This is a genomic window from Streptomyces sp. WMMB 322 (genome assembly GCF_900090145.1).
Classification (GTDB): Bacteria; Actinomycetota; Actinomycetes; order Streptomycetales; family Streptomycetaceae; genus Streptomyces.
This window is the reverse complement of the sequence record NZ_FMHI01000019.1, coordinates 91,713-117,562: the sequence shown is the minus strand read 5'-3', so window position 1 is coordinate 117,562 and position 25,850 is coordinate 91,713. Positions and strand designations below refer to the sequence as shown.

Annotated in this window: 23 protein-coding genes; 6 read left to right on the top strand and 17 right to left on the bottom strand. The window is 71.2% G+C overall.

The genetic code is table 11. From position 1 onward, the window contains the following. Positions 1-101: 101 nt before the first annotated feature. From H180DRAFT_RS24680 to H180DRAFT_RS24665, 4 genes are all read right to left on the bottom strand, one after another. Entirely contained in the window at positions 102-941 is an 840-nt protein-coding gene (locus tag H180DRAFT_RS24680) for a DUF2510 domain-containing protein (protein ID WP_079100378.1), read from the bottom strand. A gap of 83 nt (positions 942-1,024) precedes the next feature. Next, the gene (locus tag H180DRAFT_RS24675; RefSeq protein ID WP_055488341.1) at positions 1,025-1,831 is read right to left on the bottom strand and encodes a 3-oxoacyl-ACP reductase; all 807 of its coding nucleotides are present in this window, start codon (positions 1,829-1,831) and stop codon (positions 1,025-1,027) included. Further along, positions 1,828-3,213, bottom strand: a complete 1,386-nt coding sequence (locus tag H180DRAFT_RS24670; RefSeq protein WP_055488340.1) for an aldehyde dehydrogenase family protein — start codon at positions 3,211-3,213, stop codon at positions 1,828-1,830. Before H180DRAFT_RS24670 ends, H180DRAFT_RS24675 begins: the two co-directional genes overlap by 4 nt. A gap of 9 nt (positions 3,214-3,222) precedes the next feature. Then, a complete protein-coding gene (locus H180DRAFT_RS24665; RefSeq protein ID WP_055488339.1) occupies positions 3,223-4,590 on the bottom strand; it encodes a glutamine synthetase family protein in 1,368 nt (455 codons plus the stop codon). 84 nt (positions 4,591-4,674) lie between these two features. On the opposite strand from H180DRAFT_RS24665, the gene H180DRAFT_RS24660 reads away from it, so the two are divergent. The 3 genes from H180DRAFT_RS24660 to H180DRAFT_RS24650 all read left to right on the top strand — a co-directional run bounded on the left by H180DRAFT_RS24660 (position 4,675) and on the right by H180DRAFT_RS24650 (position 8,037). Next, on the top strand, positions 4,675-5,460 hold the full coding sequence (locus H180DRAFT_RS24660) for a FadR/GntR family transcriptional regulator (protein ID WP_055488338.1): 786 nt from the start codon (positions 4,675-4,677) through the stop codon (positions 5,458-5,460). A gap of 117 nt (positions 5,461-5,577) precedes the next feature. Beyond that, a complete protein-coding gene (gene eat / locus H180DRAFT_RS24655) occupies positions 5,578-7,086 on the top strand; it encodes an ethanolamine permease (protein ID WP_055488337.1) in 1,509 nt (502 codons plus the stop codon). A 228-nt stretch (positions 7,087-7,314) separates the two neighbouring features. Next, positions 7,315-8,037, top strand: a complete 723-nt coding sequence (locus H180DRAFT_RS24650; protein ID WP_055488336.1) for a gamma-glutamyl-gamma-aminobutyrate hydrolase family protein — start codon at positions 7,315-7,317, stop codon at positions 8,035-8,037. A gap of 47 nt (positions 8,038-8,084) precedes the next feature. On the opposite strand, the gene H180DRAFT_RS24645 is transcribed toward H180DRAFT_RS24650, so the two are convergent. Beyond that, positions 8,085-8,831, bottom strand: coding sequence for a helical backbone metal receptor (locus H180DRAFT_RS24645; protein WP_055488335.1), 747 nt, complete (start codon positions 8,829-8,831; stop codon positions 8,085-8,087). 321 nt (positions 8,832-9,152) lie between these two features. Between H180DRAFT_RS24645 and H180DRAFT_RS24640 the strand changes: the two genes are divergently transcribed. Further along, positions 9,153-10,067 (top strand): 5'-3' exonuclease, encoded by a 915-nt coding sequence (locus H180DRAFT_RS24640; protein ID WP_055488334.1) that lies wholly within the window; start codon positions 9,153-9,155, stop codon positions 10,065-10,067. A 152-nt stretch (positions 10,068-10,219) separates the two neighbouring features. Then, positions 10,220-11,074: a siderophore-interacting protein gene (locus H180DRAFT_RS24635; RefSeq protein ID WP_055488333.1), complete on the top strand. Its 855-nt coding sequence runs from the start codon at positions 10,220-10,222 to the stop codon at positions 11,072-11,074. A 188-nt stretch (positions 11,075-11,262) separates the two neighbouring features. Here the strand turns inward: H180DRAFT_RS24635 and H180DRAFT_RS24630 are convergent, their stop codons facing one another. The 12 genes from H180DRAFT_RS24630 to H180DRAFT_RS24575 all read right to left on the bottom strand — a co-directional run bounded on the left by H180DRAFT_RS24630 (position 11,263) and on the right by H180DRAFT_RS24575 (position 24,573). After that, positions 11,263-12,405 carry a phosphatidylinositol-specific phospholipase C1-like protein gene (locus tag H180DRAFT_RS24630; protein ID WP_055488379.1) on the bottom strand — a complete coding sequence of 381 codons (1,143 nt, stop codon included), beginning with the start codon at positions 12,403-12,405 and terminating at the stop codon, positions 11,263-11,265. Between the two features lie 229 nt (positions 12,406-12,634). Then, complete coding sequence (locus tag H180DRAFT_RS24625) at positions 12,635-15,442, bottom strand: DEAD/DEAH box helicase (protein WP_055488332.1); 2,808 nt, start codon at positions 15,440-15,442, stop codon at positions 12,635-12,637. A 45-nt stretch (positions 15,443-15,487) separates the two neighbouring features. Then, the gene (locus tag H180DRAFT_RS24620) at positions 15,488-16,381 is read right to left on the bottom strand and encodes a diacylglycerol kinase (protein WP_055488331.1); all 894 of its coding nucleotides are present in this window, start codon (positions 16,379-16,381) and stop codon (positions 15,488-15,490) included. A 17-nt stretch (positions 16,382-16,398) separates the two neighbouring features. Beyond that, positions 16,399-17,382, bottom strand: a complete 984-nt coding sequence (tatC, locus tag H180DRAFT_RS24615) for a twin-arginine translocase subunit TatC (protein ID WP_074466976.1) — start codon at positions 17,380-17,382, stop codon at positions 16,399-16,401. Positions 17,383-17,468: 86 nt separating this feature from the next. Next, positions 17,469-17,753, bottom strand: coding sequence for a Sec-independent protein translocase subunit TatA (tatA, locus tag H180DRAFT_RS24610; protein WP_055488329.1), 285 nt, complete (start codon positions 17,751-17,753; stop codon positions 17,469-17,471). Positions 17,754-18,030: 277 nt separating this feature from the next. Next, a complete protein-coding gene (locus H180DRAFT_RS24605; RefSeq protein ID WP_055488328.1) occupies positions 18,031-18,276 on the bottom strand; it encodes a hypothetical protein in 246 nt (81 codons plus the stop codon). A 44-nt stretch (positions 18,277-18,320) separates the two neighbouring features. Beyond that, the gene (locus tag H180DRAFT_RS24600) at positions 18,321-19,283 is read right to left on the bottom strand and encodes a helix-turn-helix transcriptional regulator (RefSeq protein ID WP_055488327.1); all 963 of its coding nucleotides are present in this window, start codon (positions 19,281-19,283) and stop codon (positions 18,321-18,323) included. Positions 19,284-19,298: 15 nt separating this feature from the next. After that, positions 19,299-20,273 (bottom strand): helix-turn-helix transcriptional regulator, encoded by a 975-nt coding sequence (locus H180DRAFT_RS24595; RefSeq protein ID WP_055488326.1) that lies wholly within the window; start codon positions 20,271-20,273, stop codon positions 19,299-19,301. A 147-nt stretch (positions 20,274-20,420) separates the two neighbouring features. Next, on the bottom strand, positions 20,421-20,795 hold the full coding sequence (locus H180DRAFT_RS24590; protein ID WP_055488325.1) for an FKBP-type peptidyl-prolyl cis-trans isomerase: 375 nt from the start codon (positions 20,793-20,795) through the stop codon (positions 20,421-20,423). 61 nt (positions 20,796-20,856) lie between these two features. Beyond that, the gene (locus H180DRAFT_RS24585) at positions 20,857-21,762 is read right to left on the bottom strand and encodes an FKBP-type peptidyl-prolyl cis-trans isomerase (RefSeq protein ID WP_074466975.1); all 906 of its coding nucleotides are present in this window, start codon (positions 21,760-21,762) and stop codon (positions 20,857-20,859) included. A gap of 132 nt (positions 21,763-21,894) precedes the next feature. Then, positions 21,895-23,256, bottom strand: a complete 1,362-nt coding sequence (pafA, locus tag H180DRAFT_RS24580) for a Pup--protein ligase (RefSeq protein WP_055488324.1) — start codon at positions 23,254-23,256, stop codon at positions 21,895-21,897. 9 nt (positions 23,257-23,265) lie between these two features. Further along, positions 23,266-24,573, bottom strand: a complete 1,308-nt coding sequence (locus H180DRAFT_RS24575) for an MFS transporter (protein WP_055488323.1) — start codon at positions 24,571-24,573, stop codon at positions 23,266-23,268. A gap of 135 nt (positions 24,574-24,708) precedes the next feature. Between H180DRAFT_RS24575 and H180DRAFT_RS24570 the strand changes: the two genes are divergently transcribed. After that, entirely contained in the window at positions 24,709-25,782 is a 1,074-nt protein-coding gene (locus H180DRAFT_RS24570; protein WP_055488322.1) for a LacI family DNA-binding transcriptional regulator, read from the top strand. Positions 25,783-25,850: the final 68 nt, after the last annotated feature.

The window sequence follows — 25,850 nt, the reverse complement described above, 5'->3', positions numbered from 1 at the left end:
GTGAACCCGTGCCCGCACCGCCCCGACTGCCGTGCACGCACCCTCAACTGTGCTGATCCGAGGTCTTGTCGGGCGGCGGGCGGCGAGCGGGCTGAGGCTTCTCAGACGTCCTTGCCGCGGCCGTCCTCTCCGGGGTCGCCCTCGGTGACGCCTTCCGCCAGCTTGTCCATGTCGCTCAGCGGCGGAGCCGACTTCGCGATGTCGAAGCCGGTGCGCAGCAGCAGCATCTCCCCCGATCCGTCGGGGTGCCGGAAGGCGACGGACTCGACGTAGGCGTCGGGCTTGGTGCGGTTGACGATCTTCCAGCGCACCCGGTACGCATCCTGGCCGGCCACCGAGGTCTTCTCGGAGGCGATCGCCTCGTGCGAGGTGATTCCGCCGTAAGTGCTCTTGCTGTAGGCGAGTTCGGCGAACCGCCCGATGTCGCTCTTGGCGGTCTCCTCGGCCCCGGCGGTGCCGCCGGGCGCGACGATGATGACGGACGAGCCGCGCAGGCAGCTCTCCTCCTTGCTTCCGGGGCACTTGTACTCCCCGGTGGTGACCATCGGCCCGAACGGGTCGTGGTCCCAGCCCTTCAGGACCGGCAGGTCGACTCCGGTGGCGGGAACGTCGCCGTCCGGTGAGTCCGGCGCTTCCGGGTCCGCCCCCGGCGGGCCCCCGTCGTCGTCGGGCGGGCCGGGGCTGTCGGAGTCACCCGCTCCCGCCTCGTCGCGTGCGAGGCCGGACCCCGGAGCGGTGCCGAAGGCCAGAACAACGCTGACGACGAGGGCGGCTGCGAGCACGGCCGCACCGACGACGCCCGCGACGAGCGGGCCGCGCACGGCCGCCCTGGTGCGGGTCTGCCCGGTCCAGCAGGCGCCGTCCCACCAGCGTTCCGCAGAGGGCGAGTTGTCCCTCTGCGCGGGGTCGGGATCGGGATACCAGCCGGGCGGCGTCGTCATGCTCACGCATCGCACTGTAGGGCAACGTGTGTACGAATCACACGGGCACCGCCCGGCCCGGGACGTCCCGGTGGAGGACGCGATCAGACGGGCGTCACGTACGCGCCGGAGATCCCGCCGTCCACCATGAAGTCCGTCGCGTTCACGAACGAGGAGTCGTCGCTGGCCAGGAAGGCGACGGCGGCGGCGATCTCCTCCGGTTCCGCGAAGCGGCCCGGCGGTACGTGCACGAGCCGGCGCTGGGCCCGCTGCGGGTCCTTGGCGAACAGCTCCTTCAGCAATGGCGTGTTGACGGGCCCCGGGCAGAGGGCGTTGACCCTGATGCCCTCCCGCGCGAACTGGACGCCCAGCTCCCGGGACATCGCGAGCACACCGCCCTTGGACGCCGTGTAGCTGATCTGGGAGGTGGCCGCGCCCATCACGGCGACGAACGAGGCGGTGTTGATGATCGAGCCGCGTCCCTGCCGCTGCATGTACGGGATGGCGTGCTTGCAGCACAGATAGACCGAGGTGAGGTTCACCTGCTGCACGCGCTGCCACGCGTCGATGCCGGTGGTGAGGATCGAGTCGTCGTCGGGAGGCGAGATGCCGGCGTTGTTGAAGGCGATGTCGACGGAGCCGTACATCTCGTGAGCGGTGCGGAAGAGCGCCTCGACCTGAGCGGAGTCGGTGACGTCCGTCTCCACGTACAGGCCGCCGGTCTCTTCCGCCACGCTCTTGCCGCGTTCGTCGTCGACGTCGGCGCAGACCACGTTGGCGCCCTCCGAGGCGAGACGCCGCGCGGACGCGAGGCCGATACCACTGCCCGCACCCGTCACGACGGCTGTGCGTCCGGTCAGGCGGCGGCACTGCGGCGCTGCTCCCTCGGCGCCGGTGAGCGATTCGGTCACGGCTGTTCCTCCGTACTGATGAAGACGTTCTTGGTCTCGGTGAAGGCGGCGAGCGCATCGGGGCCGAGTTCACGGCCCAGCCCCGACTGCTTGTAGCCGCCGAAGGGGGTCGTGTAGCGCACGGCACTGTGGGAGTTGACGGACAGGTTGCCCGCCGCCACCGCTCGCGAGACGCGCAGCGCCCGGCCCACGTCACGCGTCCAGATCGATCCCGACAGGCCGTACTGGGTGTCGTTGGCGATGCGGACGGCCTCCTCCTCGTCCTCGAAGGGGATGGCCACGGCGACCGGTCCGAAGATCTCCTCGGCACTGAGCCGGTCGCCGGGACGCCCCTCCAGGACGGTGGCCGGATACCAGAAGCCCTTCCCGTCGGGGACCTCTCCCCGGATGAGGGCGGGCTCGTCCTCGGGGACGTAGCCGCGCACGCGTTCCCGCTGGCGCTGCGAGATCAGCGGGCCCATCTGCGTCGACGGGTCGTTCGGGTCGCCGGCCGTGAACGTCTTCACCGCGGGGTCCAGCAGTTCCAGGAACCGGTCGTAGACCTCGCGCTGCACGAGGATGCGGCTGCGGGCGCAGCAGTCCTGGCCCGTGTTGTCCAGGAACGAGCCGGGAGCGGCGGTGGCGGCCAGTGCGAGATCGGCGTCGGCGAAGACGATGTTGGGGCTCTTGCCGCCGAGTTCGAGGGTCACGGGCTTCACGCTCGCCGCACACCTGGCCATGATGTCCTTGCCGACCGCGGTCGAGCCGGTGAAGACCACCTTGGCCACCTTCGGGTGCTCGACCAGCGCGGTGCCGGCCACCGGCCCCTCCCCGGGCAGCACTTGGAAGAGCCCTTCGGGAAGGCCCGCCTCCAGGGCGAGTCCGGCCAGCCGCAGCGCGGTCAGCGGTGTGGTCTCGGCGGGCTTGAGCACGACCGCGTTGCCCGCGGCCAGCGCCGGGGCCGTCCCCCACGCAGCGACCGGCATGGGGAAGTTCCAGGGGGCGATGACGGCGACGACGCCGAGGGGTTCGGCGAAGGTGACGTCGATGCCTCCCGCGACGGGGATCTGGCGGCCGGTGAGCCGCTCCACGCCGCCGGCGGCGTAGTCGAGGAGATCGCGGACGTTGCCCGCCTCGAAACGGGCGTTGCCGACGGGGTGTCCGGCCTCCTGGACCTCCAGCGCGGCCAGTTCCTCCAGGTGTTCGTCAACGGTGACGGCGAACCGGCGCAGCAGCCGGGCGCGTTCGCCGGGAGCCAGCGCGGCCCACGTGGTCTGCGCGTTCGCCGCCCGCCGCACGGCGGTGTCGACGTCGGCCGGGCCGGCGGCGGTCACGGTGGTGATCAGTTCCTCGGTCGCGGGGTTGATGACCGGGAGTTCGTTGATTCGGTGCTCGTCCTGCAAGTCCGTTCCTCACATGCGCTCGAAGGAGCGGAAGCGCTCCCAGTCCGTGACCGCCGTGTCGTACGCCTGCTGCTCGATGCGCGCCATGTTGAGGTAGTGCGCCACGACCTCCTCGCCGAACGCCTCGCGGGCGATGGCGCTGTGCTCCCACAGTTCGGCCGCCTCGCGCAGCGTGGCGGGCACGTGCGCGGCGTCCCCGGCGTAGGCGTTGCCGGTGCAGGCCTCCTCCAGCTCCAGCTTCTGGTCCACCCCGTGGAGCCCGGCGGCGATCATTCCTGCGGTCGCCAGGTACGGGTTGACGTCGCCGCCGGGAACCCGGTTCTCCAGCCGGTGGCTGTGCCCGTGCCCGATGATGCGCAGCGCGCACGTGCGGTTGTCGGGGCCCCAGGCGACGGCGGTGGGCGCGAACGAGCCGGGCTGGAAGCGCTTGTAGGAGTTGATGTTCGGCGCGTAGAGCAGCGTGAACTCACGCAGGGCGGCGAGCTGTCCGGCCAGGAAGTGCCGCATGGTCTCGGACATGCCGTACGGCGCTTCGTCGTCGGCGAGGACGGGAGAGCCGTTCTCGTCGCGGAGCGAGAGGTGGATGTGACAGGAATTGCCCTCGCGCTCGTTGAACTTGGCCATGAAGGTGAGCGCCTGGCCCGACTGCGCCGCGATCTCCTTGGCGCCCGTCTTGTAGACGACGTGCTGGTCGCAGGTCGTGAGCGCCTCGTCGTAGCGGAAGGCGATCTCGTGCTGGCCCAGGTTGCACTCGCCCTTCGCGGACTCGACCTTCATCCCGGCCGCACCCATCTCGTTGCGGATGCGGCGCAGCAGCGGTTCGACGCGGCCGGTGCCGAGCATCGAGTAGTCGACGTTGTACTGGTTCACGGGGGTCAGGTCCCGGTAGGCCCTGTCCCACGCCTGCTCGTAGGTGTTCTGGAAGACCATGAACTCCAGCTCGGTGCCGGTGTACGCGCTCCAGCCGCGCTCGGCGAGACGGTCGAGCTGGCGGCGGAGGATCTGCCGCGGCGAGGCCACGACGGGAGAGCCGTCGTGCCACGTGAGGTCTGCGGTGATCATCACCGTGCCGGGGTTCCAGGGGACGACGCGCATGGTGCTGGTGTCGCCGTGCATGGCGAAGTCGCCGTAACCGTGCTCCCAGGAGGACATGCTGTAGCCGTCGACGGTGTTCAGCTCGACGTCCACGGCGAGCAGGTAGTTGCAGCCCTCGGTGCCGTGTTCCAGTACCTCGTCCAGGAAGTGGCGCGCCGCGAACCGCTTGCCCTGCAGCCGCCCTTGCATGTCGGTGAAGGCCAGGGCGACGGTGTCGATCTCCTCCCGTTCGACGAGCACCCGCAGCTCGTCGACGGAGAGCAATGGTGTGCGTTCTGCCACGTCTGGCCTCCTGTCGGTCCTCCGGAAGTCATAAGGTAGTCCCGAAGACCATTGGTTCGGAAGGGGTTCGATGAGGGAGGGGCAGTGAGAGCCGAGAGCGCCCGACCTGAAGGCTCCGGCGGCGGGGCCGGGAACGACCCGCTCGCGGCTGTGCTGCGCCCCGTACGGGCCGGCAACGGCTTCGAGGAGGCTCTGGAGCAGATACTCCAGATCGTCCGCCTGGGCCTGGTCCCCGACGGCGAACGGCTCCCCGCCGAACGTGACCTGGCCGAACGCCTCGGCATCAGCCGCGTGATGCTCCGCGAAGTGCTCAAGGTGCTCGCGGAACAAGGCCTGGTGATCAGCCGGCGCGGCCGCTACGGCGGCACCTTCGTCCACTATCCGCAGCCGCACTCCCCCGGTGGGGAGACAGCGGAGACGGCCGACTCACCGCCCCGCGGCGCGGCGGCGCACGAGGGCGTGGATGTGCAGGACACGCTGCGCTTCCGCGAGGTGCTCGAGACGGGTGCGGCCGAACTGTGCGCCTCCCGCGGCCTGGAGAAGGCCGAGGCCGCACGGCTGCGGGCGGCCCTGGACGCCACGCGGAACACGGCCCTGGCCGACTACCGCCGCAGCGACACCCTCTTCCACCTCACACTCGTCGAACTGGCGGGCTCCCCCACCCTCACGACGCAGTACGCGGCCGTGCGGGCCCAGGTCAACGACCTGCTGGGGCGCATCCCGCTGCTGGTGCGCAACCTGGAGCACGCCCAGCGCCAGCACGCGGAACTCGTCGAGGCGGTCCTGGCCGGTGATCCGGAACGGGCCCGCCGCGTCAGCCGCGAGCACTGCGCGGGCACCGCGGCCTTGTTGCGGGGCTTCCTCGCATGACTTCCGGCACGACGCCGCACGCACACGTAATCCCCGCGTAACTCACCAGGGGTTGCGCTGCGGCCCGACTCGGGGCAAAGGTATGTAGCCACACCAATGCCGAGGGTAGGAGCGGTCATGGCCGAAGGAACCAAGTCCTCGCACTCGTCCTCCGATACGGGCCCGGAGAGCGCCGAGGCCTATCTCCAGGCCCGTTCGCTCCGGCGGGGCAGCGCCGGGTGGCTGCTGCTGACCGGGCTGGGGGTCGCCTACGTCGTCTCCGGCGACTACGCGGGCTGGAACTTCGGCCTCGCCGAAGGCGGTTTCGGGGGCCTGGCGATAGCCACCGTGCTCATGGGCACGATGTACACCTGCCTGGTCTTCTCCCTCGCGGAGCTCTCCTCGATCCTGCCGACCGCCGGCGGCGGCTACGGCTTCGCCCGCCGGGCGCTGGGGACCTGGGGCGGCTTCCTGACCGGCACCGCCATCCTCATCGAGTACATCCTCGCCCCGGCGGCCATCGCCGTCTTCATCGGCGGCTACGTCGAATCGCTCGGCCTCTTCGGCATCGAGGCCGGCTGGCCCGTCTACCTCGTCTGCTTCGTGCTCTTCATCGGCATCCACATGTGGGGCGTCGGTGAGGCGCTGCGCTTCAGCTTCATCGTCACCGGTATCGCGGTTGCTGCCCTTCTGGTCTTCTGTGTCGGCGCCTTCACGCACTTCGGCGGCGGCTCTCTCAACGACGTCGCTGTCGACGGCGACGCCTTCGGCTCCAACTCGTGGCTGCCGCTCGGCCTGCTGGGCATTTGGGCCGCGTTCCCCTTCGGCATGTGGTTCTTCCTCGGAGTCGAGGGCGTGCCGCTGGCGGCCGAGGAGGCCCGCGACCCGGTTCGCGTCATGCCGAAGGCGCTCGCACTGTCCATCGGCATCCTGGTGCTGCTCGCCGTGCTGACGCTGATCCCCGCGGCCGGCGCCGCCGGGTCGGACGCCATCAAGGACGCCGACAACCCGCTCGTCGCCGCACTCCAGGCCGCCACCGGCGGCGAGGCCACGACGCTCAGCAGGATCGTCAACTACGCGGGCCTGGCAGGCCTGGTGGCTTCCTTCTTCTCCCTCATCTACGCGGGATCCCGGCAGTTGTTCGCTCTCTCCCGCGCCGGGTACCTCCCCCGCTTCCTCTCCCTGACCAGCCGGCGCAAGTCGCCCTACCTGGGACTGCTGGTGCCGGGCGCGATCGGTTTCGCGCTGGCCGCCGCCACGGGTGACGGCGCGCGGATGCTGAACATCGCCGTCTTCGGCGCGGCCATCAGCTACGTGATGATGTCGCTCTCGCACATCGTGCTGCGCCGCCGTGAGCCGGAGCTGCCCCGTCCGTACCGCACACCCGGCGGGCTGCTCACCTCCTCGGTGGCCTTCGTGCTCGCCTGCGCCGCCGTCGTCGCCACCTTCCTGGTGGACCCGACCGCGGCCGGGATCGCGCTGCTCCTGTACGTCGTGGCCGTCGCCTACTTCGCCTTCTACAGCCGTCACCGCCTGGTGGCCGCTGCCCCCGAGGAGGAGTTCGCGGCGCTCGCCGCCGCCGAGGCGGAGCTGGAGCGGGGCACCGACGGCGGCGACCCGGCCCCCGCACCCCACGCACACTCCTGACACAGGTCCCGGGCCCCCGGGCCCGCTCCCGTCCCCGGCGGCCGCCGGCCGTACCCCTCCGGCTCGTGCCCGCCCGGCGCCCTCGCCCCGGGCGCCGGGCGGGCACGCGGACGTCACGCCCGTAGGCTGGAGGACCGGACAGGACCTGGGCCCCAGGCCCCGATGCCGGGCACCCCGGCAGACGGGACGCCCCGAGACGACGAGATCCGCAGCCGGAGGCCTTACGCCATGCAGAACCCGCTGATCGGCGTCAGCACGTACATGGAGAACGACGTCCGCTGGGGCGTCTGGCAGCACCGGGCCGCGGTGCTGCCGGCCGGGTACCACCGGCTCGTGCAGCGGGCGGGCGGATGCGCGCTGCTGCTGCCGCCCGACGCGGACGAGCAGGCCCACCGGATCGTGAGCAGGCTGGACGGGCTGGTGGTCTCCGGCGGGCCCGACGTCGACCCCGCCAGGTACGGGGCGGAGCGCGGCCCCGACTGCGGCCCGGCCGACCCCGAGCGCGACGCCTGGGAACTCGCCCTGACCCGGGCCGCGCTGGAGCAGGGCGTGCCGCTGCTGGGGATCTGCCGGGGCATGCAGGTCCTCAACGTTTCGCTGGGCGGCACGCTCGTCCAGCACATGGAGGGCCACCGCGGCAGCCCGGGCACCTTCGCCGAGCACACGGTCCTGCCGGTGGGCGGTACACGGCTCGCGGAGGTGCTGCCCGAGCCGGTGTCCGTCCCGACGTACCACCACCAGGCTGTGGCACGGCTGGGCGACGGGCTCGTCCCGGGCGCGCATGCCGAGGACGGCACCGTCGAGGCGCTCGAACTGCCACGCGGTGAGCACCCGTTCGTCCTCGCCGTCCAGTGGCACCCCGAAGAGGGCCGCGACGTGCGTGTGATGCGCGCCCTGGTGGCGGCGGCCCGGGCGGCGCCGGTGGAGCGGGCGGCGCCGGCGGCAGGCTGAACGCGACCCGTGCCGTCCCCGCCGGTGCGCCCGGCGCGGGCCGCCCGTCAGCCGAGCGCGGTCCGCAGTGCCCCCGCCAGTGCGGCAGGTGCTTCGGTGAGCGAGGGGCCGTACCAGGTCAGGAACCGCCCGCCGACGAGCGCGGCGGGCAGTCCTGGAAACGCCTCCGGGCCGTCCTGCGCGGTGAAGCGATAGGGCTCGTCCGGCAGTACGACCAGATCCGCGCGGCCGGGCTCGTTCAGCTCGCCGATCGGCACGCGTGGGTAGCGCTCGCCGTGCTGCCCGTAGACGTTGTGCACCCCGAGATGAGTCAGCAGCGCACCCGCGAAGGTGTCGCGGCCGAGCACCATCCACGGCCTGCGCCACACCGGCACGACGGCGCGCGCGTCGAACTCCGCGCGCACCCCGCGCCAGGCGGTCTCCGCCTCGTCCAGCCAGCCGGGGCGCGCGAGTCCGCAGCCTCCGGTCAGTACCCGGTCCAGTTCGGCGAACGCCTGCGGCAGCGTGCGCACTTCGGTGACGAGGACGTCCAGACCCGCGGCGCGCAGCGCGGCGAGGTCGGCCTCACGGTTCTCCTCCTCGTTGGCGACGACGAGGTCGGGCGCGAGGGAGACGATCCGCTCCACGTCCGGGTTCTTGGTACCGCGGACGCGGGCCACGTCCAGCCCGGACGGGTGGCTGCACCAGTCGGTGGCGCCTACAAGGATTCCGGGTTCCGTCGCCGCCAGCGCCTCGGTCAGGGAGGGAACGAGCGAGACGACGCGTCGCACGGTGCCGGTACGTCTGTGCGCCATACCGGCACCGTACGCCCCCCGTGCGGCTCAAGGTGCCGCTGCCCCGTACGGCGGCCACGCCAACCGGTGGTCGTCCGCCGGGTGTTCACCGACGGGCCGGAGGCGCGTTCCTCGTACGGAGAAGAGAGTAGACCGGGCTCGGCCGATGAAGGCAGGCCAATTTGCGCCACCCGTCGCCGTGATCTGCGGGCGGTGCGCCCCGGCCGCAGCGCCCTCCCCGTACGAAACGGCCCCGGTGCCCGCCCTGCGTTGTCTTCCGCGTCCGCTGTCGGAGGCGTACGGCATCATCGGGGCGTGACTACGACGACGGCACGACGCCTGATGCTTCTGGACACCTCGTCCCTCTACTTCCGTGCGTACTTCGGCGTGCCGGATTCGGTGAAGGCCCCCGACGGCACCCCCGTCAACGCGGTGCGCGGACTGCTCGACTTCATCGCCCGCCTGGTGAGCAACCGCCATCCGGACTCGCTGGTGGCCTGCATGGACTTCGACTGGCGTCCCCAGTGGCGCGTCGACCTCATCCCCTCCTACAAGGCGCACCGCGTCGCCGAAGAGGTCGCCGCAGGTCCGGACGCCGAGGAGATCCCGGACACGCTCAGCCCGCAGGTACCGGTCATCGACGAGGTGCTCGACGCGGTCGGCATCGCCCGCGTCGGCGCGGCCGGATTCGAGGCGGACGACATCATCGGCACCCTCACGGCCCGCGCCGGCTCGCCCGTCGACATCGTCACCGGCGACCGTGACCTGTTCCAGCTGATCGACGACGACCGGGGTGTACGGGTGCTGTATCCGGTCAAGGGCGTGGGCACGCTCGACGTCTACGACGGCTCCGCCCTGCGCTCCAAGTACGGCGTGGACGGCTCCGGCTACGCCGACCTGGCCACGCTACGCGGCGACCCGAGCGACGGGCTCCCCGGAGTGCAGGGCATCGGCGAGAAGACCGCCGCGAAGCTGCTGGAGCGCTACGGAGACCTGGCCGGAATCATCGCCGCCGCAGAGGACCCGGGGTCGGCGATCACACCGGCGCAGCGCAAGCGTCTGTCCGAAGCCCGTCCGTATCTCGCGGTGGCACCGAAGGTGGTCCGGGTCGCGGGCGATGTGGCCCTGCCGGAGTTCGACGCCTCCGTGCCCACCCGCCCGCGCGCCCCGCAGGCCCTCGACGCCCTTGCCGAGCGGTGGGGTCTCGGCGGCTCCCTGGAGCGGCTGCTGAACGTGCTGGCGGAACGGGAAGGCTGACCGCGGCAGGGGCGGTGCGGGCGCAGGAGTCTTGAAGGCCCTGGTGAGCGGGCCGAGCGGTGCCGCGCGCGGGCCGGAGTGGTACGTTGACAACTTAGGCCACCCTAACTGCCCTGTCCCCCACTGCTTCCGCGCATCTTCTGGAGTCCCACGTGGCAGACCGCACGGCCCGCACCAAGAACCAGGTCCACCACGCGCACGTGGTCCGAACCGAGCAGCTGACCCCCCACATGGTGCGCGTCGTGCTCGGCGGTCCCGGTCTGGCCGGATTCGAGGCCGGCGAGTACACCGATCACTACGTCAAGCTGCTCTTCCCCGTCCCCGGCGTGCAGTACCCCGAGCCGTTCGACATCGCCGCCGTGCGCGCGGACTTCCCGCGCGACCAGTGGCCCGTAACCCGTACCTACACGGTGCGCTCCTGGACACCCTCGGCGCGGGAGCTGACGCTCGACTTCGTCGTGCACGGTGACGAGGGCCTGGCCGGGCCGTGGGCGCGCGCCGCCCGGCCGGGCGACGAGATCCGCTTCCTCGGTCCGGGCGGCGCCTACGCCCCCTCCCCGCAGGCCGACTGGCATCTGCTCGCCGGCGACGAGAGCGCCCTGCCCGCCATCGCCGCGGCGCTCGAGAGCATGCCCGCCGAAGCCACCGTGCGGGCGCTGATCGAGGTCGAGGGTCCCCAGGAGGAGCAGAAGCTGAGCGTGCCGGACACAGCCGGCGTGACATGGCTGCACCGCGGGCCGGCACGGGTCGGCGTGAAACTCGTCGAGGCCGTGAAGGCACTGGAGTTCCCGCCGGGGACGCCGCAGGCGTTCGTGCACGGCGAGGCCGGCTTCGTGAAGGATCTCCGCCGTCATCTGCGTCTCGAACGCGGCCTGGAACGCGAGCAGTTGTCCGTCTCCGGCTACTGGCGGCTCGGCCACGACGAGGACGGCTGGCAGGCGTCGAAGAAGGACTGGAAGGCGCAGGTCGAGGCCGAGCAGGAGGCCGCCACCGGCCTGCGGCCCTGACCCGGGCGACCGCCTCCCTCCGCGCCGGGGGCCGCAGAGAAGAGGTTCACCTGCGGCCCCGGCACTCGGGCCGCAGGTGAAGGTACGGGACGCGGGACGCGGTCCCTCGCGGACGGCCGCTCGGAGCGGTACGCACACCCGGCTCCCCCGCTGCACCGTCGCCCCCGAATTTGCCGGACAGCGAGACGTCAGCGCTCCAACGGACCGCGCGGGCACTCCGGTCCCGGCGCGGTGACCGGGTTGCACCTCACCGGGCCGCTGCCGCGCGGGAGTTCGGCCACGTAGTCGGATCCGTAGCGGGCCGCGAGCCCCGGGGCGGGGAAGTCCGTCGAGACCATCTGCGCTCCGGAGGCGAGAGCGTCGCGGAGCATTCCCGCATCGCCGCTCGACGCCTGGTCGAGGGGCACGTCGGAGCGGGTCCGAACGAAGTATCCCTGCTTCACCAGGTTCCGGATGACGGTCCTGTTGGCCCCGGTCGGGTCGTTGACCTTCATGAACGCGGCGTCCGCGCGGCCCGGTGCGGAATCGGTGAAGAGCACCCGGCCCTGGAGGCTCTCCCTGCCGCCCGCCCGGTAGGCGTCCTGGAGCTCCTGGTCGTCGTTGTCCATCAGGAACATCGCCTTGCCGCGGGCGGCGGACAGCCGCGGCCAGCCGTGCTTGCGTACGGACTCCCCCAGCGTCTCGCCGGGCCGGCGGATGTCGTCGGCCGTGACGGTCGCCTCGTCGGGGAAGACGGTCCGGATCTCCGCGTCCAGGGCGTCCAGCATCGCGGTGTCCCAGGGCGGGCTCTTCGCGCCGCCGCGGGCCTCCATGTCCGGGTCCGTCTCCTTCAGTTCGAGGAGGACGGGGAGCGGCGCATGGCCGGGGTGCCGCTCGGACCACGTCTTCACCTGCGTCAGGCAGCGCTTGAGCGTGACGCAGCTGCTGCGGTAGTCGAAGTCGGCCCAGTGCAGCACCTTGAAGCCCGGCTCGCGCAGATCCGGATCGTCCTGCGGCGGCAGACCGGCGCCCGTGCGAATCAGCGGATCCGCGTACAGACCACCGTCCGGGTCGGGGAAGACGTCCAGTTCGATGCCGCGCGCCTGCTGGCGGGAGAACTGCACGGGCAGCGACGCGTGGCTGTAGAGGAGCGTACGGAAGTTCGGGTCGTGCTTCGCCATCAACTGCTGCTCGGCGAACGGCGCTTCTCGGTGGTAGCTGTTGTGGGTCGCCATCGCCTGGATCTGGGTGACACGCAGCCCGTCCGCCGCGGACCGCACCTCGGCGGGCGCAGGGGCGGGCGCCGCCGACGACAGGGCGACGGACGCTGCGAGGGCGGCGGCGGACGCCATCCATCGCCGGGCCTTCGCGCCGGGGGGTGAGACGGAGCCGGGACGGGTTCTGGCAGCGGATCCGGACGTGGTGCGCACATCGGCCTCCCGCGGGCATGGATACGTCGGCGCGCTGTACATGCCCACGCGGCGCCGAAGCCAACACGCCGTGCAGGAACGGGCGTTGAGCGGTGAAGCCGGTGCGTTACGGGCCGGGAGCGCTGCCGGCCCCGCAACGCGGCTCCGGCCGTCAGCCCACGCTTGTGTACGCGACGACCCCGCGCCGCATCGACTCCAGCGCCCTGTGCGCGTTCTTCGCCACATCGCCGCCTTCGGGCGCCGCGACCGCGATCTGCCCCAGCACGTCGATGCACTGCTTGCACCAGCGCACGAAGTCACCGGCCGGCATGTCGGCGTCGCGGAGCACCGAGTCCAGGCTGTCGCCCTCGGCCCACCGGAAGGCGGCCCACGCGAAGCCGAGGTCCGGCTCGCGCTGGCCGACGCCCTCGGTCTGGTTGATGCGGTGCTCCTCCTCAAGGGCGTCCAGGCGGCCCCAGATGCGCACCATCTCCTGGAGCGCTCCACGGGCCCCGCCGCCCGGCAGCTTCGGTGGCAGCGCATCGTCGGCAGCACGCGACTCGTACACCAACGCCGAGACGCAGGCGGCCAGTTCGGAAGGCGGCAGGCCCTCCCACACGCCGTCACGGAGACATTCGCTCGCCAGCAGGTCCAGCTCGCCGTAGAGCCGCGCCAGGCGCCGCCCGTCCTGCGTCACCTCGTCACCGCGGAGATAACCCAGTTCCGTCAGCAGCGCGGAGACACGGTCGAAAGTGCGGGCGATGGTGTTGGTACGGCCCTCGATCTTGCGCTCCAGCTGCCGCGTGTCCCGCTTGAGACGGTGGTACCGCTCGGCCCAGCGGGCATGGTTCTCGCGCTCGTCGCAGCCGTGGCACGGGTGGCGGCGGATCTCGGTGCGCAGCTGTGCGATCTCTTCGTCGTCGGCGGCGGCCGCGCGCTGCTTGCGGTGCCGCGGGGACGCGTGGTGCCCGGCCTTCGTACGCAGCGCGGAGGCCAGATCGCGGCGCGACTCGGGGCTGCGGGCGTTGAACGACCTCGGGATGCGCATCCGCTCCAGCGGCTCCACGGGCACGGGAAAGTCGATGGAGCCCAGCCGCTTCACCTGCCGCTGCGCCGTCAGTACGAGCGGACGCGGCCCGTCTTGGTGCCAGCCCCGGCGCTCGGCCGGGCCCCGGCCCCCCGCGCCCGTCCCCGGGTCGAGAACGAGCGCCAGCCCCGCGAACTTGCCCGTCGGCACATGGATGACGTCACCGGGCTTCAGCTTCTCCAGCGCCGCGGCAGCCTGTGCCCTGCGCTGCACCGCGCCCTGCTTGGCGAGTTCCGTCTCACGGTCCTTCAGGCGCCGGCGCAGCCGCGAGTACTCCTCGAAGTCGCCGAGGTGGCACGTCATGGACTCCCGGTAGCCCTCCAGGCCCTCCTCGTTGCGCTGGACCTGCCGGGAGATGCCCACCACGGAGCGGTCGGCCTGGAATTGGGCGAAGGACGTCTCCAGCAGCTCACGCGAGGTGTGCCGCCCGAACTGCCCGACGAGATTGACCGCCATGTTGTACGAGGGCTTGAAGGAGGAGCGCAGCGGATACGTACGGGTGCCGGCCAGGCCGGCCAGCGCGGCCGGGTCCATGCCGCGCTGCCACAGCACCACCGCGTGGCCCTCGATGTCGATGCCGCGGCGCCCGGCCCTGCCCGTCAGCTGCGTGAACTCGCCGGGTGTGATGTCGGCGTGCTGCTCTCCGTTCCACTTGACGAGCTTCTCCAGCACCACCGACCGCGCCGGCATGTTGATCCCGAGGGCGAGGGTCTCCGTCGCGAAGACGGCCTTGACCAGGCCCCGCACGAACAGTTCCTCGACGACCTCCTTGAAGGTGGGGAGCATGCCCGCGTGGTGCGCGGCGATGCCCCTCTCCAGACCCTCGAGCCACTCGAAGTACCCCAGGACGTGAAGGTCGGTGTCGGGGATGTCGGCCGTGCGCTCCTCCACGATCTCGCGGACCCGCGCCCGCGCGGCGCTGTCGTTGAGCCGCAGCCCCGCGTAGAGGCACTGCTGCACAGCGGCCTCGCAGCCCGCGCGGCTGAAGATGAAGGTGATGGCGGGCAGCAGCCCCTCCGAGTCGAGCCTGTCGATGACCTCGGGGCGGCCCGGCGTCCAGACGCGGGAGCGCTGCCGCCGCTCCCGTTCGCGGTCCGCTTCCCGGCGCGGGCTGCCGCGGCGGCGGTCCCGGGGGCCGGACAGGCGGCTGTTCTCCATGCGGGCCATGCGCACCAGGTCCGGGTTGACCTCGCGCTTGTCGCCCTTCTCCTCGAACAGGTCGTACATGCGCCGGCCGGCCAGCACATGCTGCCAAAGAGGCACCGGGCGGTGCTCGGAGACGATCACCTCGGTGTGGCCGCGGACCGTGTCGAGCCAGTCCCCGAACTCCTCGGCGTTGGAGACCGTGGCCGAGAGCGAGACAAGGGTGACCGACTCGGGCAGGTGGATGATCACCTCTTCCCAGACCGCGCCACGGAACCGGTCGGAGAGGTAGTGCACCTCGTCCATGACCACGTATCCGAGCCCGGAGAGCGCCTGCGATCCCGCGTAGAGCATGTTCCGCAGGACCTCGGTCGTCATGACGATGACGGGGGCGTCGGCGTTGACGCTGTTGTCCCCGGTCAGCAGGCCCACACGGTCCGCACCGTGCCGTTTGGCCAGGTCGTTGTACTTCTGGTTGGACAGGGCCTTGATCGGCGTCGTGTAGAAGCACTTGCGGCCCTGCGTGAGGGCGAGATGCACGGCGAACTCGCCGACGATCGTCTTGCCGGAGCCGGTCGGCGCCGCGACCAGCACTCCCTTTCCGGCTTCGAGGGCTCGGCACGCCTCGATCTGGAACTCGTCGAGATCGAAGTCGTACAGGTCACGGAACGGGGCGAGAGCGGTGGCCTGCTCGGCGGCGCGCAGCCGCGCCAGTGCATACCGCTCTGCGGGGGACAGGTCCTCGGTCATCGTGACTACGAGCCTACCGGCCACCCCCGACACCGCTCACGATCATTACTCCCCCACGAGCAGCCGGACCGCTCCCGGGACCACCCTCGCCGTCAGCGGCAGCGGGCCGAGCGGTTCGCCGTCCGCGTACCCCGTCACATCCGGGGCCTCCAGCCGCACGCTCCGGGCGCGGTACGTCGTGACGGCGGGATGCGACAGGTGGGTGCCCTTGTAGACGCGGGGGAAGACGCGCAGCAGCGTCGCGCGGCTGCACTCCCCCACGACCGTGACGTCGAGGAGTCCGTCGTCCATCTCCGCACCGTGGCAGATGCGCATGCCGCCCCCGTACGAGGGGCCGTTTCCCACCGCAACGAGTGTGGCCGCGATCTCCGACGGCTCGCCGTCGTCGAGCGTGATCCGGTACGGGACGGGCTTGAAGGCGGCAAGTTCGGCGACGATCGCCAGGTCGTACTTGATCTTTCCCGCGGGCCACCGCATCCGGTTGCCGCGGTCGTTGACGCGCGAATCGAAACCCGAGGCAAGCACCGATCCGAACCAGCGCTCACCGGCTCTGCCCAGGTCGATGCGGCGTTCGTGCCCGGCCTTGAGAGCCTCGGCGGCGAGACGCCCGGCCTTGGCGGGCTCCCGCACCGGCAGGCCGTTGGCGCGCGCGAAGTCGTTGCCCGTGCCCACGGCGACGACGCCGAGCGGGGTGTCCGTACCGGCGACCGCCTGGAGCGCCAGGGAGGACATGCCGTCGCCGCCGACAGCTATCAGAGCTCCGGTGCCCGCCTGTACCGCATCGCGCGCTCTCGCGAGTGCGTCGTCGGCGTCGTTGCCGACGACGGTGCGTACGGCGAATCCGGCCCGGCGCAGGGCGTCAGCGGCGGGCTGTGCGGCGCCTGCGCCACGGCCGCGCCCCGCGGTGGGGTTGACGAAAAGGGTGATCTCGCTGGTCACGCGCGGACCATACCCGCTCAGGTCGCGTCGTCGTAACCGTCCCGTCCCTGCGGACCGCTTCCGTTCGCGCCCGGGCCGCTGCCGGTCTCGGACTCCGGAAGCGCGCGCGGCGCGGGGACGCTCTCGCCCTCCTCGATGGCGTCGGGGGCGTCGATCCGGGCCGCCTCGTCGTCGTCCAGTCCCGCGTAGGGATCGTTGCGCCCGCGGCGGCGGTCGTTGAGGAGACAGATCCCCACGGCCCCGAAGTAGAGCAGCACGATGGGCGCCGCCAGCGCCGCCATGGTGAGCGGATCGCCCGTGGGCGTCGCGACGGCGGAGAAGACCGTGATGCACAGGACCATCGCCCGCCACCAGCCCAGCAGCCGGCGTCCGCTGAGGATGCCGGTGAGGTTGAGCATCACCAGCAGCAGCGGGAGTTCGAAGGCGAGGCCGAAGACGATCACGAGCCGGGTGACGATGTCGAGGAAGTCGTCCAGCGGGATCAGGTTGCCCGTTCCGTCGGGGCTGAAGTCGAGGAGCGTCGCGGCGGCCTTGGGCAGGACCAGGTACGCGAGATAGGCACCGCCGAGGAAGAGCGGGGCACCGGCGCCGACGAACGCGCGGGCGTACCTCTTCTCGTGCCTGTGCAGACCGGGGGCGAGGAAGGCCCACAGCTGGTGCAGCCAGACCGGGGAGGCCGCGACCACACCGACGGTCAGCGCGACCTTGAGCATGATCGTGAAGGGGGCAATCAGACCGTTGATGGTGATCTCGGCACACGTCTCGCCGTTCTCGGCAGCACGGCCGAAGCCCTCCGTGCAGCCCACGGACTCGCGCACCGGATCGGTCAGGAAACCGGCGATGGGCTTGTAATAGATCATCGCGACGACGGTGACGGCGAGGATCGCCAGCACCGCCTTCATCAGCCGGTTGCGCAGCTCCCGCAAATGCTCCGCGAGGGGCATCCGCCCCTCGGGGTCCTTCTCCCTCTTGCTGCCCTGTCTACGGGCCGACTTGAGCAACCCAGGTCCTCGTTGTGTGAAGTGTCCGGAATATCTGGAATGCCGGTTGTGCCGTGCGGCTGGCGCACGGCCGCGTCACGCGGCGGTCAGGACTGGCTCTGCTGCTGGTTCTTGGTCGGCTCGGTGACGGGCCGTGAGCTGGCGACGTCCCCGGGGGCGGCCTGGATCGTCTTCGGTGCCTGCTGGGAGTCGGAGGTGCCGGCGTCGCTGTCGTCGCCGCCGTCCTTCTTCATCTGCTTGGCCTCGCTCTTGAGGATGCGGGCAGACTTGCCCAGCGAACGGGCCATGTCCGGAAGCTTCTTGGCGCCGAACAGCAGCAGGATGACCAGGACGATCAGAACGATCTCCAGGGGCTTCAGATTGCCGATCATGTGCCACTACCTTCTCGCCGGGGCCGGCGTGTGTTCGTGCCTGCCGTGTGGATCGGACGGACTGCGTCAAGCGAGCGCTCCAGCGATCGTAACCCTGGGCCGTGAACCACGGGCAATGCCCGTACTGCCATGAGGTTGCGCTCACCGGCCGCCGTGACGCGGCTCCGTGCAGCTTACCGCTCAAAGGTACGGGCCAGGCAGGGTGCCTGCGGCGCCCCGCACCTCACGGCCGTCGCCGGTCCCCTCGCGGTGCTGCGGCCACCCCGTCACCGGCAGGTCAGCGCTCGCGTCGTCCCCGGGCCTCCCCGATCGGGTCTCCGTGCACGTCACGCGCCCGCCCCGCCCGTTCCGCCAGCGGTACCGCGGCGCGTTCGAGGTCTTCGGTTGCGAGGGTGATGCGCTCCGAGCAGTCGCCCACGGCACGGGAGAACCGGCGCACCTCCAGCCCGACCCGGACGGCCAGCACACCGAGGACGACGATTCCGCAGAAGGCGAGCGCGAGAAAGAACATGGGCCAGAGCATGCGCCGAGCTTAGTGGGATCGCAGAGCACACCCCGTGCGGCCTCTCACTCCCCGTACGCCGCCAGCGCCGTGCGCGCGACCTCGCGTGCGCTCTCGGCGAGTTCGCGCGGAGCCACGATCCTCCCGTCCCGGCCCAGCCGCAGCGCCAGCCGCCGCAGCGAAGCCGGGTCGGGCGTGCGAAGGGTGACGCGCAGCCCCCCGTCCGGCAGTTCCTCGGCGCTGTCGTACGGGTAGTACTCGGCGACCCAGCGGCCTCCCGGTCCGACCTCGACGACCACCTCGGGGTCCTCCGCCGAGGGCTGGACGAGTCCTTCGCTCAGATCACGCAGCTCCACCGGAGGCGGGTCCGCCGGTTCCTCCAGCAGACGGATCTCGGCGACCCTGTCCAGACGGAAGGTGCGCCGCGCCTCCGAGAGACGGCACCAGGCCTCCAGGTAGGTGTGCCCGACGGCGAACAGACGGATGGGGTCGACTTCGCGCTCCGTGAGTTCGTCCCGCGCCGGCGAGTAGTAGCGCAGCCACAGCCGGCGCCGCTCGGCGATGGCGCGGTCCACGTCGGCGAAGACCCCGCCCTCCGATTCGAACGTCACCGACAGCCGCGAACTGGCGCCCGCGCTCTCCCCCGCCGCCTCCTCCAGCTTCGCGGTGGCGCGCTGCAGCGCGTCCCGGTCGCTCTCCCGCAGCCCCGGCAGGGTGGCCACGGCGCGGGCTGCGACGAGCAGAGCGGTCGCCTCGTCGGAGGCGAGGCGGAGCGGCTGCGCGGTGTCGCTGCCGAGGGCGTCGGCGTTGCGCCACCAGATGCGCTCGCCGTCCGTGTCGATCTCCAGAAGGTCGCCGCCGCGGAAACTGGTGCCGCACATGGGCAGGACGTCGAGATCGGAGATCAGCTCGTCGGCCGTGATGCCGAAGGCGCGGGCCACCTCGTCGATCCGGGCACCCGGGCGGTCCCGGAGATACGTGACCAGGGACAGCATCCGGCGGGTCTGGTCGATGGCGTTCGGTGCCATGGTCCGTGCTCCCCCTCAGCCCTTGGCGACGGCGCGAAGACGGTCGACCACTTCGGCCCGTAGTTCCGCCGGCTCCAGCACGATCACGTCCGGCCCGAACTCCACCAGCCAGGCGTCCAGTCCGTGACCGTACGGAATCTCCAACTCCTCCCACCCGTCCGGCAGTTCCCGGACCTCGGTGGCGCGTGACCGCAGCGGGTAACCGGCGCCCGCGCGCAGCCGGATGCGCGCGCTGCGCGAAGCGCTCTCCCCGGCCCACCGCTCGACCGTCTCCCGTACGGTCACCTGGTCGGGCACCGGGGCGGTGAACGCGGCGGCCCGGGAGCGTACGGGCCCCGTGATGCGGGAGAGGCGGAAGACCCGCTCGGCCTGCCGCTCGCGGTCGAAACCCGCGAGATACCAGTGGCCGCGCCAGCACTCCAGCGTCCAGGGCTCGACCTGACGTCGCTCGGGGCGGGCCGCGTTGGACTTGCGGTAGTCGAAGACGACGGGACGGCGGTCCCGGCAGGCCAGCATCAACGGCTCGAACGCGGCCTCCCGGACGGGGATGTGGGGCTCGAGCGTGCTGTGTGCGACGGCCGGTCCGTCCCCTCTCCCGCCGTCGTCGTGCTGGGGCATGCCGCCGGCCGCCCGCAGCTTCTGCAGCGCACCGCTCGCGGCGCCCGCGAGACGCGCCTGCTGCCAGACGCGGGCGGCGAGGCCGAGGGCGGTCGCCTCCTCGGCGTCGAGGGCGATGGGCGGGAGCCGGTTGCTGTCTCGCTGGGCGCGGTAGCCGATGTCACCGTCCAGGCCCTCCACGGTGTCGATCACAAGGCCGAGCTCGCGCAGGTCGTCCTTGTCGCGCTCGAACATCCTGTTGAAGGCCTCGTCGCCCGCGGCTTCGAGGTATGCCTCGATCGAGGTACGCAGCTCGCGCTTCGTCAGCGGGCGCCGGGTCCCGAGCAGGCACAGCGCCAGATTCATCAGCCGCTCGGCCTTGGCAATCGCCATGGGCTCCCTCGTGCTCCCCGTACTTCTCGTACTGCTCTGTGCTCTTCTCGGCAATTGACCGTACCGCTAGCGGGGTTCCCCGCAAAAGCAAGACCGGGGGCCCCGCCCGCAGGCGGGACCCCCGGAAGAAGCCGCGACGCGGCCGGCTCAGACGGAGACGAGGTCGCAGACGAAGATCAGCGTCTCGTTCGGCTTGATACGGCCACCGCCCGCACCCTGCTCCCCGTAGGCGAGGTGCGCGGGAATGGTCAGCCGGCGGCGCCCGCCGACCTTCATGCCCTGCACACCGCGGTCCCAGCCGGGGATGACCTGGCCCGCCCCGAGCTGGAACTGCAGCGGCTTGCCGCGGTTCCAGCTGGCGTCGAACTCCTCGCCGCTGGAGAAGGAGACGCCCACGTAGTGCACGGAGACGTTGTCACCGGCCTTGGCCTCGGGCCCGTCGCCCTCCCAGAGATCCACGATCTCCAGATCGGCAGGCGGCGCACCCTCGGGGAAGTCGACCTCGGGCTTGTCGATGCTCACGAAATGGCTCCTAGCAACGATTCATTCGGACAACCGCGCCAGTCTGTCACGGCGCGTGGACTCAGTTGACGTCCAGCACGTCCACCGAGAAGACCACGCCGGAGGAGAACTGCTTCTGCTGCTCCTTCGGGAACTCGCTCTTCGGCACGGAGACCACGACACGGCTGCCGGCCTTCTTGCCCTTGAGCGCGTCGGCCCAGCCCGGGATCTTGGCCACCGGGATCTCCTGCGGCCCGCCCTGCGCCCAGGTGTCGTCGAGCTGCTTGCCGCCCTTCCACAGCTTGGCCGTGAACTGGGTCAGGACGGTGCTCTTCTCGGTGACCTTCTTGCCGTCGCCCTCGATGATCGTCTCGTCGAGCAGCTTGTCCGGGGCCTTGTCCACGCCCTTGGGCATGGTGATCTCAGGGGCCTTGTTCTTCTCGATCTTGGTGCTCACCTCGGGCAGCTCGGGGTTGCGCTCGCCCTTCACCGGCTTGCCGTCGATCTCGCTCGGCATGATCTTCTTGAGGTCCACGACGAAGACCAGCGTGGAGTTCTTCGGGATCGTCGGGGGCTGCCCCTGCTTGCCGTAACCCTTCTCCGGAGGCACCACCATCTCGACGCGGCTGCCGATCTTCTTGCCCACCAGGGCCTCGTCCCAGCCCTTGATGACCTTGCCCGTGCCGATCTGGAACGTGGCCGGCTGACCCCGCTTCCAGCTGCTGTCGAACTCCTTGCCCTTCCACAGCTGCCCGAGGTAGTCGGCGTTGAGCGAGTCGCCCTTCTTGACCTTCTGCCCCTTGCCCTCCTTGAGGACCTTGACCTTGAGGTCCTTCGGGGGCTTGCCCTTCCCCTTGGCCACCTTCGGCTTCTTGTCCGCGGCACCGGTGACCTTCGGGGGCTGCCCGTTCTGGTCCTCGTCACTGCCGCAGGCGGCGACCGAGGCGATCAGCGCCGGCACGACCAGAGCCGCGGCGAAGCGGCGCACGGAAATCTTCCTGAGGCGGGGGGTCGTTCCCCGGGGGGTCTGCAGCATGGTGTCCAACTCGCGGTATAGGGATGTCCGGACGGGAGCAACCCTACGGCCCCGCCCGGACATCCCGTCCCCCGTTGACACGTCTCACATACCGGCGATGAGCTTCTCCACACGCTCGTCGACCGAACGGAAAGGGTCCTTGCACAGGACGGTGCGCTGCGCCTGGTCGTTGAGCTTGAGGTGGACCCAGTCGACGGTGAAGTCCCGGCGCTGTTCCTGGGCCCGCCGGATGAAGTCGCCACGCAGCCGCGCCCGCGTGGTCTGCGGCGGCACCGACTTGCCCTCGAAGATCTTCAGATCGTTGCAGATACGGGCGGCCTGGCCGTTGCGTTCCAGCAGGTAGTAGAGCCCTCGGCGGCGGTGGATGTCGTGGTACGCGAGGTCTATCTGAGCGATGCGCGGGTGCGACATCGTGAGGTTGTTCTTCGCCCGGTAACGCTCGATCAGCTGGTACTTCATGACCCAGTCGATCTCCGTGTTGATCTTGTCGAGCTCCTGGGTGCGGATCGCGTCGAGAGAACGCCCCCACAGCTCCAGAACGCGCTCCACACGGCCCGTACGGATGCCGCGCCGGTCGCAGAAGTCCAGCGCCTTCTCGAAGTACTCCTGCTGCACCTCGAGCGCCGAGGCCTCGCGGCCGCTCGCCAGGCGCACCTTGCGCTGGCCGGTGATGTCGTGGCTGACCTCCCGGATGGCCCTGATCGGGTTCTCCAGCGTCAGATCCCGCATCACTGTGCCGGCCTCGATCATGCGCAGCACGAGGTCGGTGGCGCCGACCTTGAGCAGCATGGTCGTCTCGGACATGTTGGAGTCACCCACGATGACGTGGAGGCGCCGGTAGCGCTCCGCGTCGGCGTGCGGCTCATCACGGGTGTTGATGATCGGACGGGACCGGGTGGTCGCGGAACTGACGCCCTCCCAGATGTGTTCCGCGCGCTGGCTCACGCAGTAGACGGCCCCCCGGGGCGTCTGCAGTACCTTGCCCGCGCCGCACACGAGCTGACGCGTGACGAGGAAGGGGATCAGCACGTCGGCAAGGCGCGAGAACTCTCCGTGCCGGGCCACGAGATAGTTCTCGTGACATCCGTAGGAGTTTCCCGCCGAGTCGGTGTTGTTCTTGAAGAGAAAGACGTCGCCCGCGATTCCTTCCTCGTGCAGGCGCCGTTCGGCATCGACGAGGAGCCCCTCGAGGATGCGCTCGCCGGCCTTGTCGTGGGTGACCAGTTCGGTCACGTTGTCGCACTCGGGGGTCGCGTATTCGGGGTGGGAACCCACGTCCAGGTAGAGGCGGGCGCCGTTGCGCAGGAAGACGTTGCTGCTGCGGCCCCATGACACGACACGGCGGAAGAGGTACCGCGCCACCTCGTCGGGGGACAGGCGGCGCTGGCCCCGGAACGTACACGTGACGCCGTACTCGTTCTCGAGCCCGAAGATTCGGCGGTCCATGACTGAACATTACGCCTGACGGCCTGTTCTGAAACCGGGTTCGGGGGCAGCATTGCGATCATTTTCCGCCTCCGTGACCGGGGGCGACGCGTGCTCCGGGCCTGCTGCCGGGCCCATCACGGGGGCACTGCGGAAACCCCCCGGCACGGCCGAAAACGCCCGTCCGGTCAGCAGCAGCACGAGGAACGCCGCCAGCCCTCCCCCGCCCACGACGGCGAAGCCCGCGGACGCGCCGCCCCACTCGATGACGGGGCCCACCAGCCCCGTACCGGCCGCAGCCCCGACGCCGAATGTCGTGACCAGCCAGGAGAAGGCCTCGGTGACCGTGCCGGCGGGAGCGTGACGGTCCACGACCACGAACGCGCAGGCGAGCGCCGGAGCGAGAAAGACCCCGGACAGGCCTGCCAGGGCCGTCATCGCGATCACTCCCGGGACGAGGACCAGCGGCATGTAACCCGCGGCGAGGGCGAGAACAAGCCATACCAGTCTGCGTTCCGGGAGGCCTGCCCAGTGCCGCGCTCCGTAGATCAGGCCGCCCGCGAGTGCGCCGAAGCCCAGCGCCGACAGCAGATAGCTGGAGATCAGGGCCTCGCCGTGCTCGTCGGCGTAACTCACGGACGCGACCGCGACGGCGCCGAGCGCCAAGCCGACGAAGAAGAAGGTGGCAAGCAGGGCCAGCAGCCCCGGCGAGCGCAGCGCCCCCAGCCAGTGGGGTTCGCGTGGAGCCGACTTCCACGCCCGCGAGGGCGGCGAGACGACGACCGAGAGAGCGCCGAGGACGCCCAGCGCGTTGATGACCAGCAGCGCGGCGGCCTCGTTCCAGAGGGCGACGAACACCGTCACGAGCAACGGCCCGACGGCGAACATCACTTCCTGGGCGACGGCGTCCAGCGCGTACGCCCTGTGCACCTTGTCCGGGCCCTTGAGCACGCTGGGCCACAGGGCACGCAGGCCGCCCTCGAGCGGGGGTGTGCACACGCCGGCGACGAGCACGCCCGCGGCGGCGGCCCACACGGGGTCCGTGCCGGCTGCCGTGAGCAGCAGCATGCCCAGTGCCGAGAAGACGGCCGCGGGGAACATCACACGCGGCTGGCCGTGCAGGTCCACGAGACGTCCCAGCATCGGCTGGCCGACGGCGGTCGCCAGCCCGTAGACGGCGGAGAGGACACCGGCGAGCGTGTAGCTCCCGCCCTCGGCGCGGGTGAAGAGCACGATCGCCAGCGGGCCCGTGGCGTTGGGAAGCCTGCCCGTCAGCGTGCCCGCGAGCAGCCGCATCGCGTGCCGGGCCCGCAGCAGTTCGGCATAGCCCATCGCCACGGCTCCCACTCCTTCCGGCGGCCCGCCGGTCCAGTCATACACGTTGTACGTATAACTTCCGGAGTCATACGTACCATGTCGCTGACCCACGGTCCACCCCGGGCACCTGCCACGGGCTGCGAAGGAGCGGTACGGATGGCGAGCACCCGGCGGCCCGGCACTGCGGGCCGGCCGCCCACCGGCACGTCCGACGGGCGTCCCACCAGCCGTGACGTCGCCCGGCGTGCGGACGTCTCGCAGGCGACGGTCTCCCTCGTGCTGGGAGGCAAGTGGCAGGGACGGGTCTCGCCCCGCACCGCCGAAACCGTCAGGGCCGCCGCACAGGCACTCGGCTACCGCCCCAACCTGTCCGCACGCAGCCTCCGGCTGGGCCGGGCCCGCACGGCCCTCCTCGTGGTGCCCGCCCTCACCGGCGACTACTTCGCACGCGTCCACGCCGGTGCCGCGCGAACCGCCGCCGAACACGACTTCGGCGTGGTCCTCTACCCCTCCCCCGAGGGCACGGGCCCCGCTGTCGATCCGTTCGGCTCCGCCCGCGCCGCACTGGACGGCGTGATCGCCTCCTCGATGGCTCCCGACGCACTGGCGGCACTGCACGAGGGAGGACTGCCGCTGGTGATGCTGGACACCGACCCGGAGGGCGACCGCGCCGCGGCCACCGTCAACTTCGACGTCGCCGACGGCATGCGGCAGGTGGCCGGGCATCTCCTCGGCCTCGGTCACAGGCGGCTCGCGCACCTTGCGGCGGCGGTGGACAGCTGGACGTTCGGTGTGCGGGCCCGCACGCTGGCGCAGGCGGTGGCCCGGACGCCAGGGGCCGAACTGCTGACCGAGGCCGGCGACCTCACCATCGAGGACGCCCTGAGCGCAGCCACCCGCGCCCTCACGGCAGTCCCGCGGCCCACCGCGGTGATCTGTGACGACGACGTGCTGGCTGCCGGCGCGTGCAAAGCGGCCCGGCGCCTGGGGCTGCGCGTGCCGGAGGACGTGTCCGTGACGGGCTTCGACGATCTGAGCCTGGCGACCGCCCTGGAACCGGAGTTGACGACTGTGCGGCTGCCGGCCGAGGAAGTCGGCGCGGCCGGCATGCGCGCGCTCCTGGACGTTCTTGCGGGCCGGGAGGCCGGCACAGCCGTGCTCCCCGTACAGCTGGTACGCCGCGGTTCCACGGCGGAGCCGCCCACCGGCGTCCGACCGTGCCACCGGTGAGCGGTCAACGGCGTTGACCTCACCGGGGCGCCTGCCCACGGATGCCAGCCCCGGGCGCCGAGGGCGGC

Bases quoted from the DNA above. Each gene is read 5' to 3' on its own strand.
- H180DRAFT_RS24570 (WP_055488322.1), top strand. From the start codon at position 24,709: ATGGCGAGCACCCGGCGGCCCGGCACTGCGGGCCGGCCGCCCACCGGC.
- H180DRAFT_RS24595 (WP_055488326.1), bottom strand. From the start codon at position 20,273: ATGGCGATTGCCAAGGCCGAGCGGCTGATGAATCTGGCGCTGTGCCTG.
- H180DRAFT_RS24630 (WP_055488379.1), bottom strand. From the start codon at position 12,405: ATGGCGTCCGCCGCCGCCCTCGCAGCGTCCGTCGCCCTGTCGTCGGCG.
- H180DRAFT_RS24650 (WP_055488336.1), top strand. From the start codon at position 7,315: ATGCAGAACCCGCTGATCGGCGTCAGCACGTACATGGAGAACGACGTC.
- H180DRAFT_RS24600 (WP_055488327.1), bottom strand. From the start codon at position 19,283: ATGGCACCGAACGCCATCGACCAGACCCGCCGGATGCTGTCCCTGGTC.
- H180DRAFT_RS24605 (WP_055488328.1), bottom strand. From the start codon at position 18,276: ATGCTCTGGCCCATGTTCTTTCTCGCGCTCGCCTTCTGCGGAATCGTC.
- H180DRAFT_RS24640 (WP_055488334.1), top strand. From the start codon at position 9,153: ATGCTTCTGGACACCTCGTCCCTCTACTTCCGTGCGTACTTCGGCGTG.
- tatA (WP_055488329.1), bottom strand. From the start codon at position 17,753: ATGATCGGCAATCTGAAGCCCCTGGAGATCGTTCTGATCGTCCTGGTC.
- pafA (WP_055488324.1), bottom strand. From the start codon at position 23,256: ATGGACCGCCGAATCTTCGGGCTCGAGAACGAGTACGGCGTCACGTGT.
- H180DRAFT_RS24645 (WP_055488335.1), bottom strand. From the start codon at position 8,831: ATGGCGCACAGACGTACCGGCACCGTGCGACGCGTCGTCTCGCTCGTT.
- H180DRAFT_RS24680 (WP_079100378.1), bottom strand. From the start codon at position 941: ATGACGACGCCGCCCGGCTGGTATCCCGATCCCGACCCCGCGCAGAGG.
- eat (WP_055488337.1), top strand. From the start codon at position 5,578: ATGGCCGAAGGAACCAAGTCCTCGCACTCGTCCTCCGATACGGGCCCG.
- H180DRAFT_RS24625 (WP_055488332.1), bottom strand. From the start codon at position 15,442: ATGACCGAGGACCTGTCCCCCGCAGAGCGGTATGCACTGGCGCGGCTG.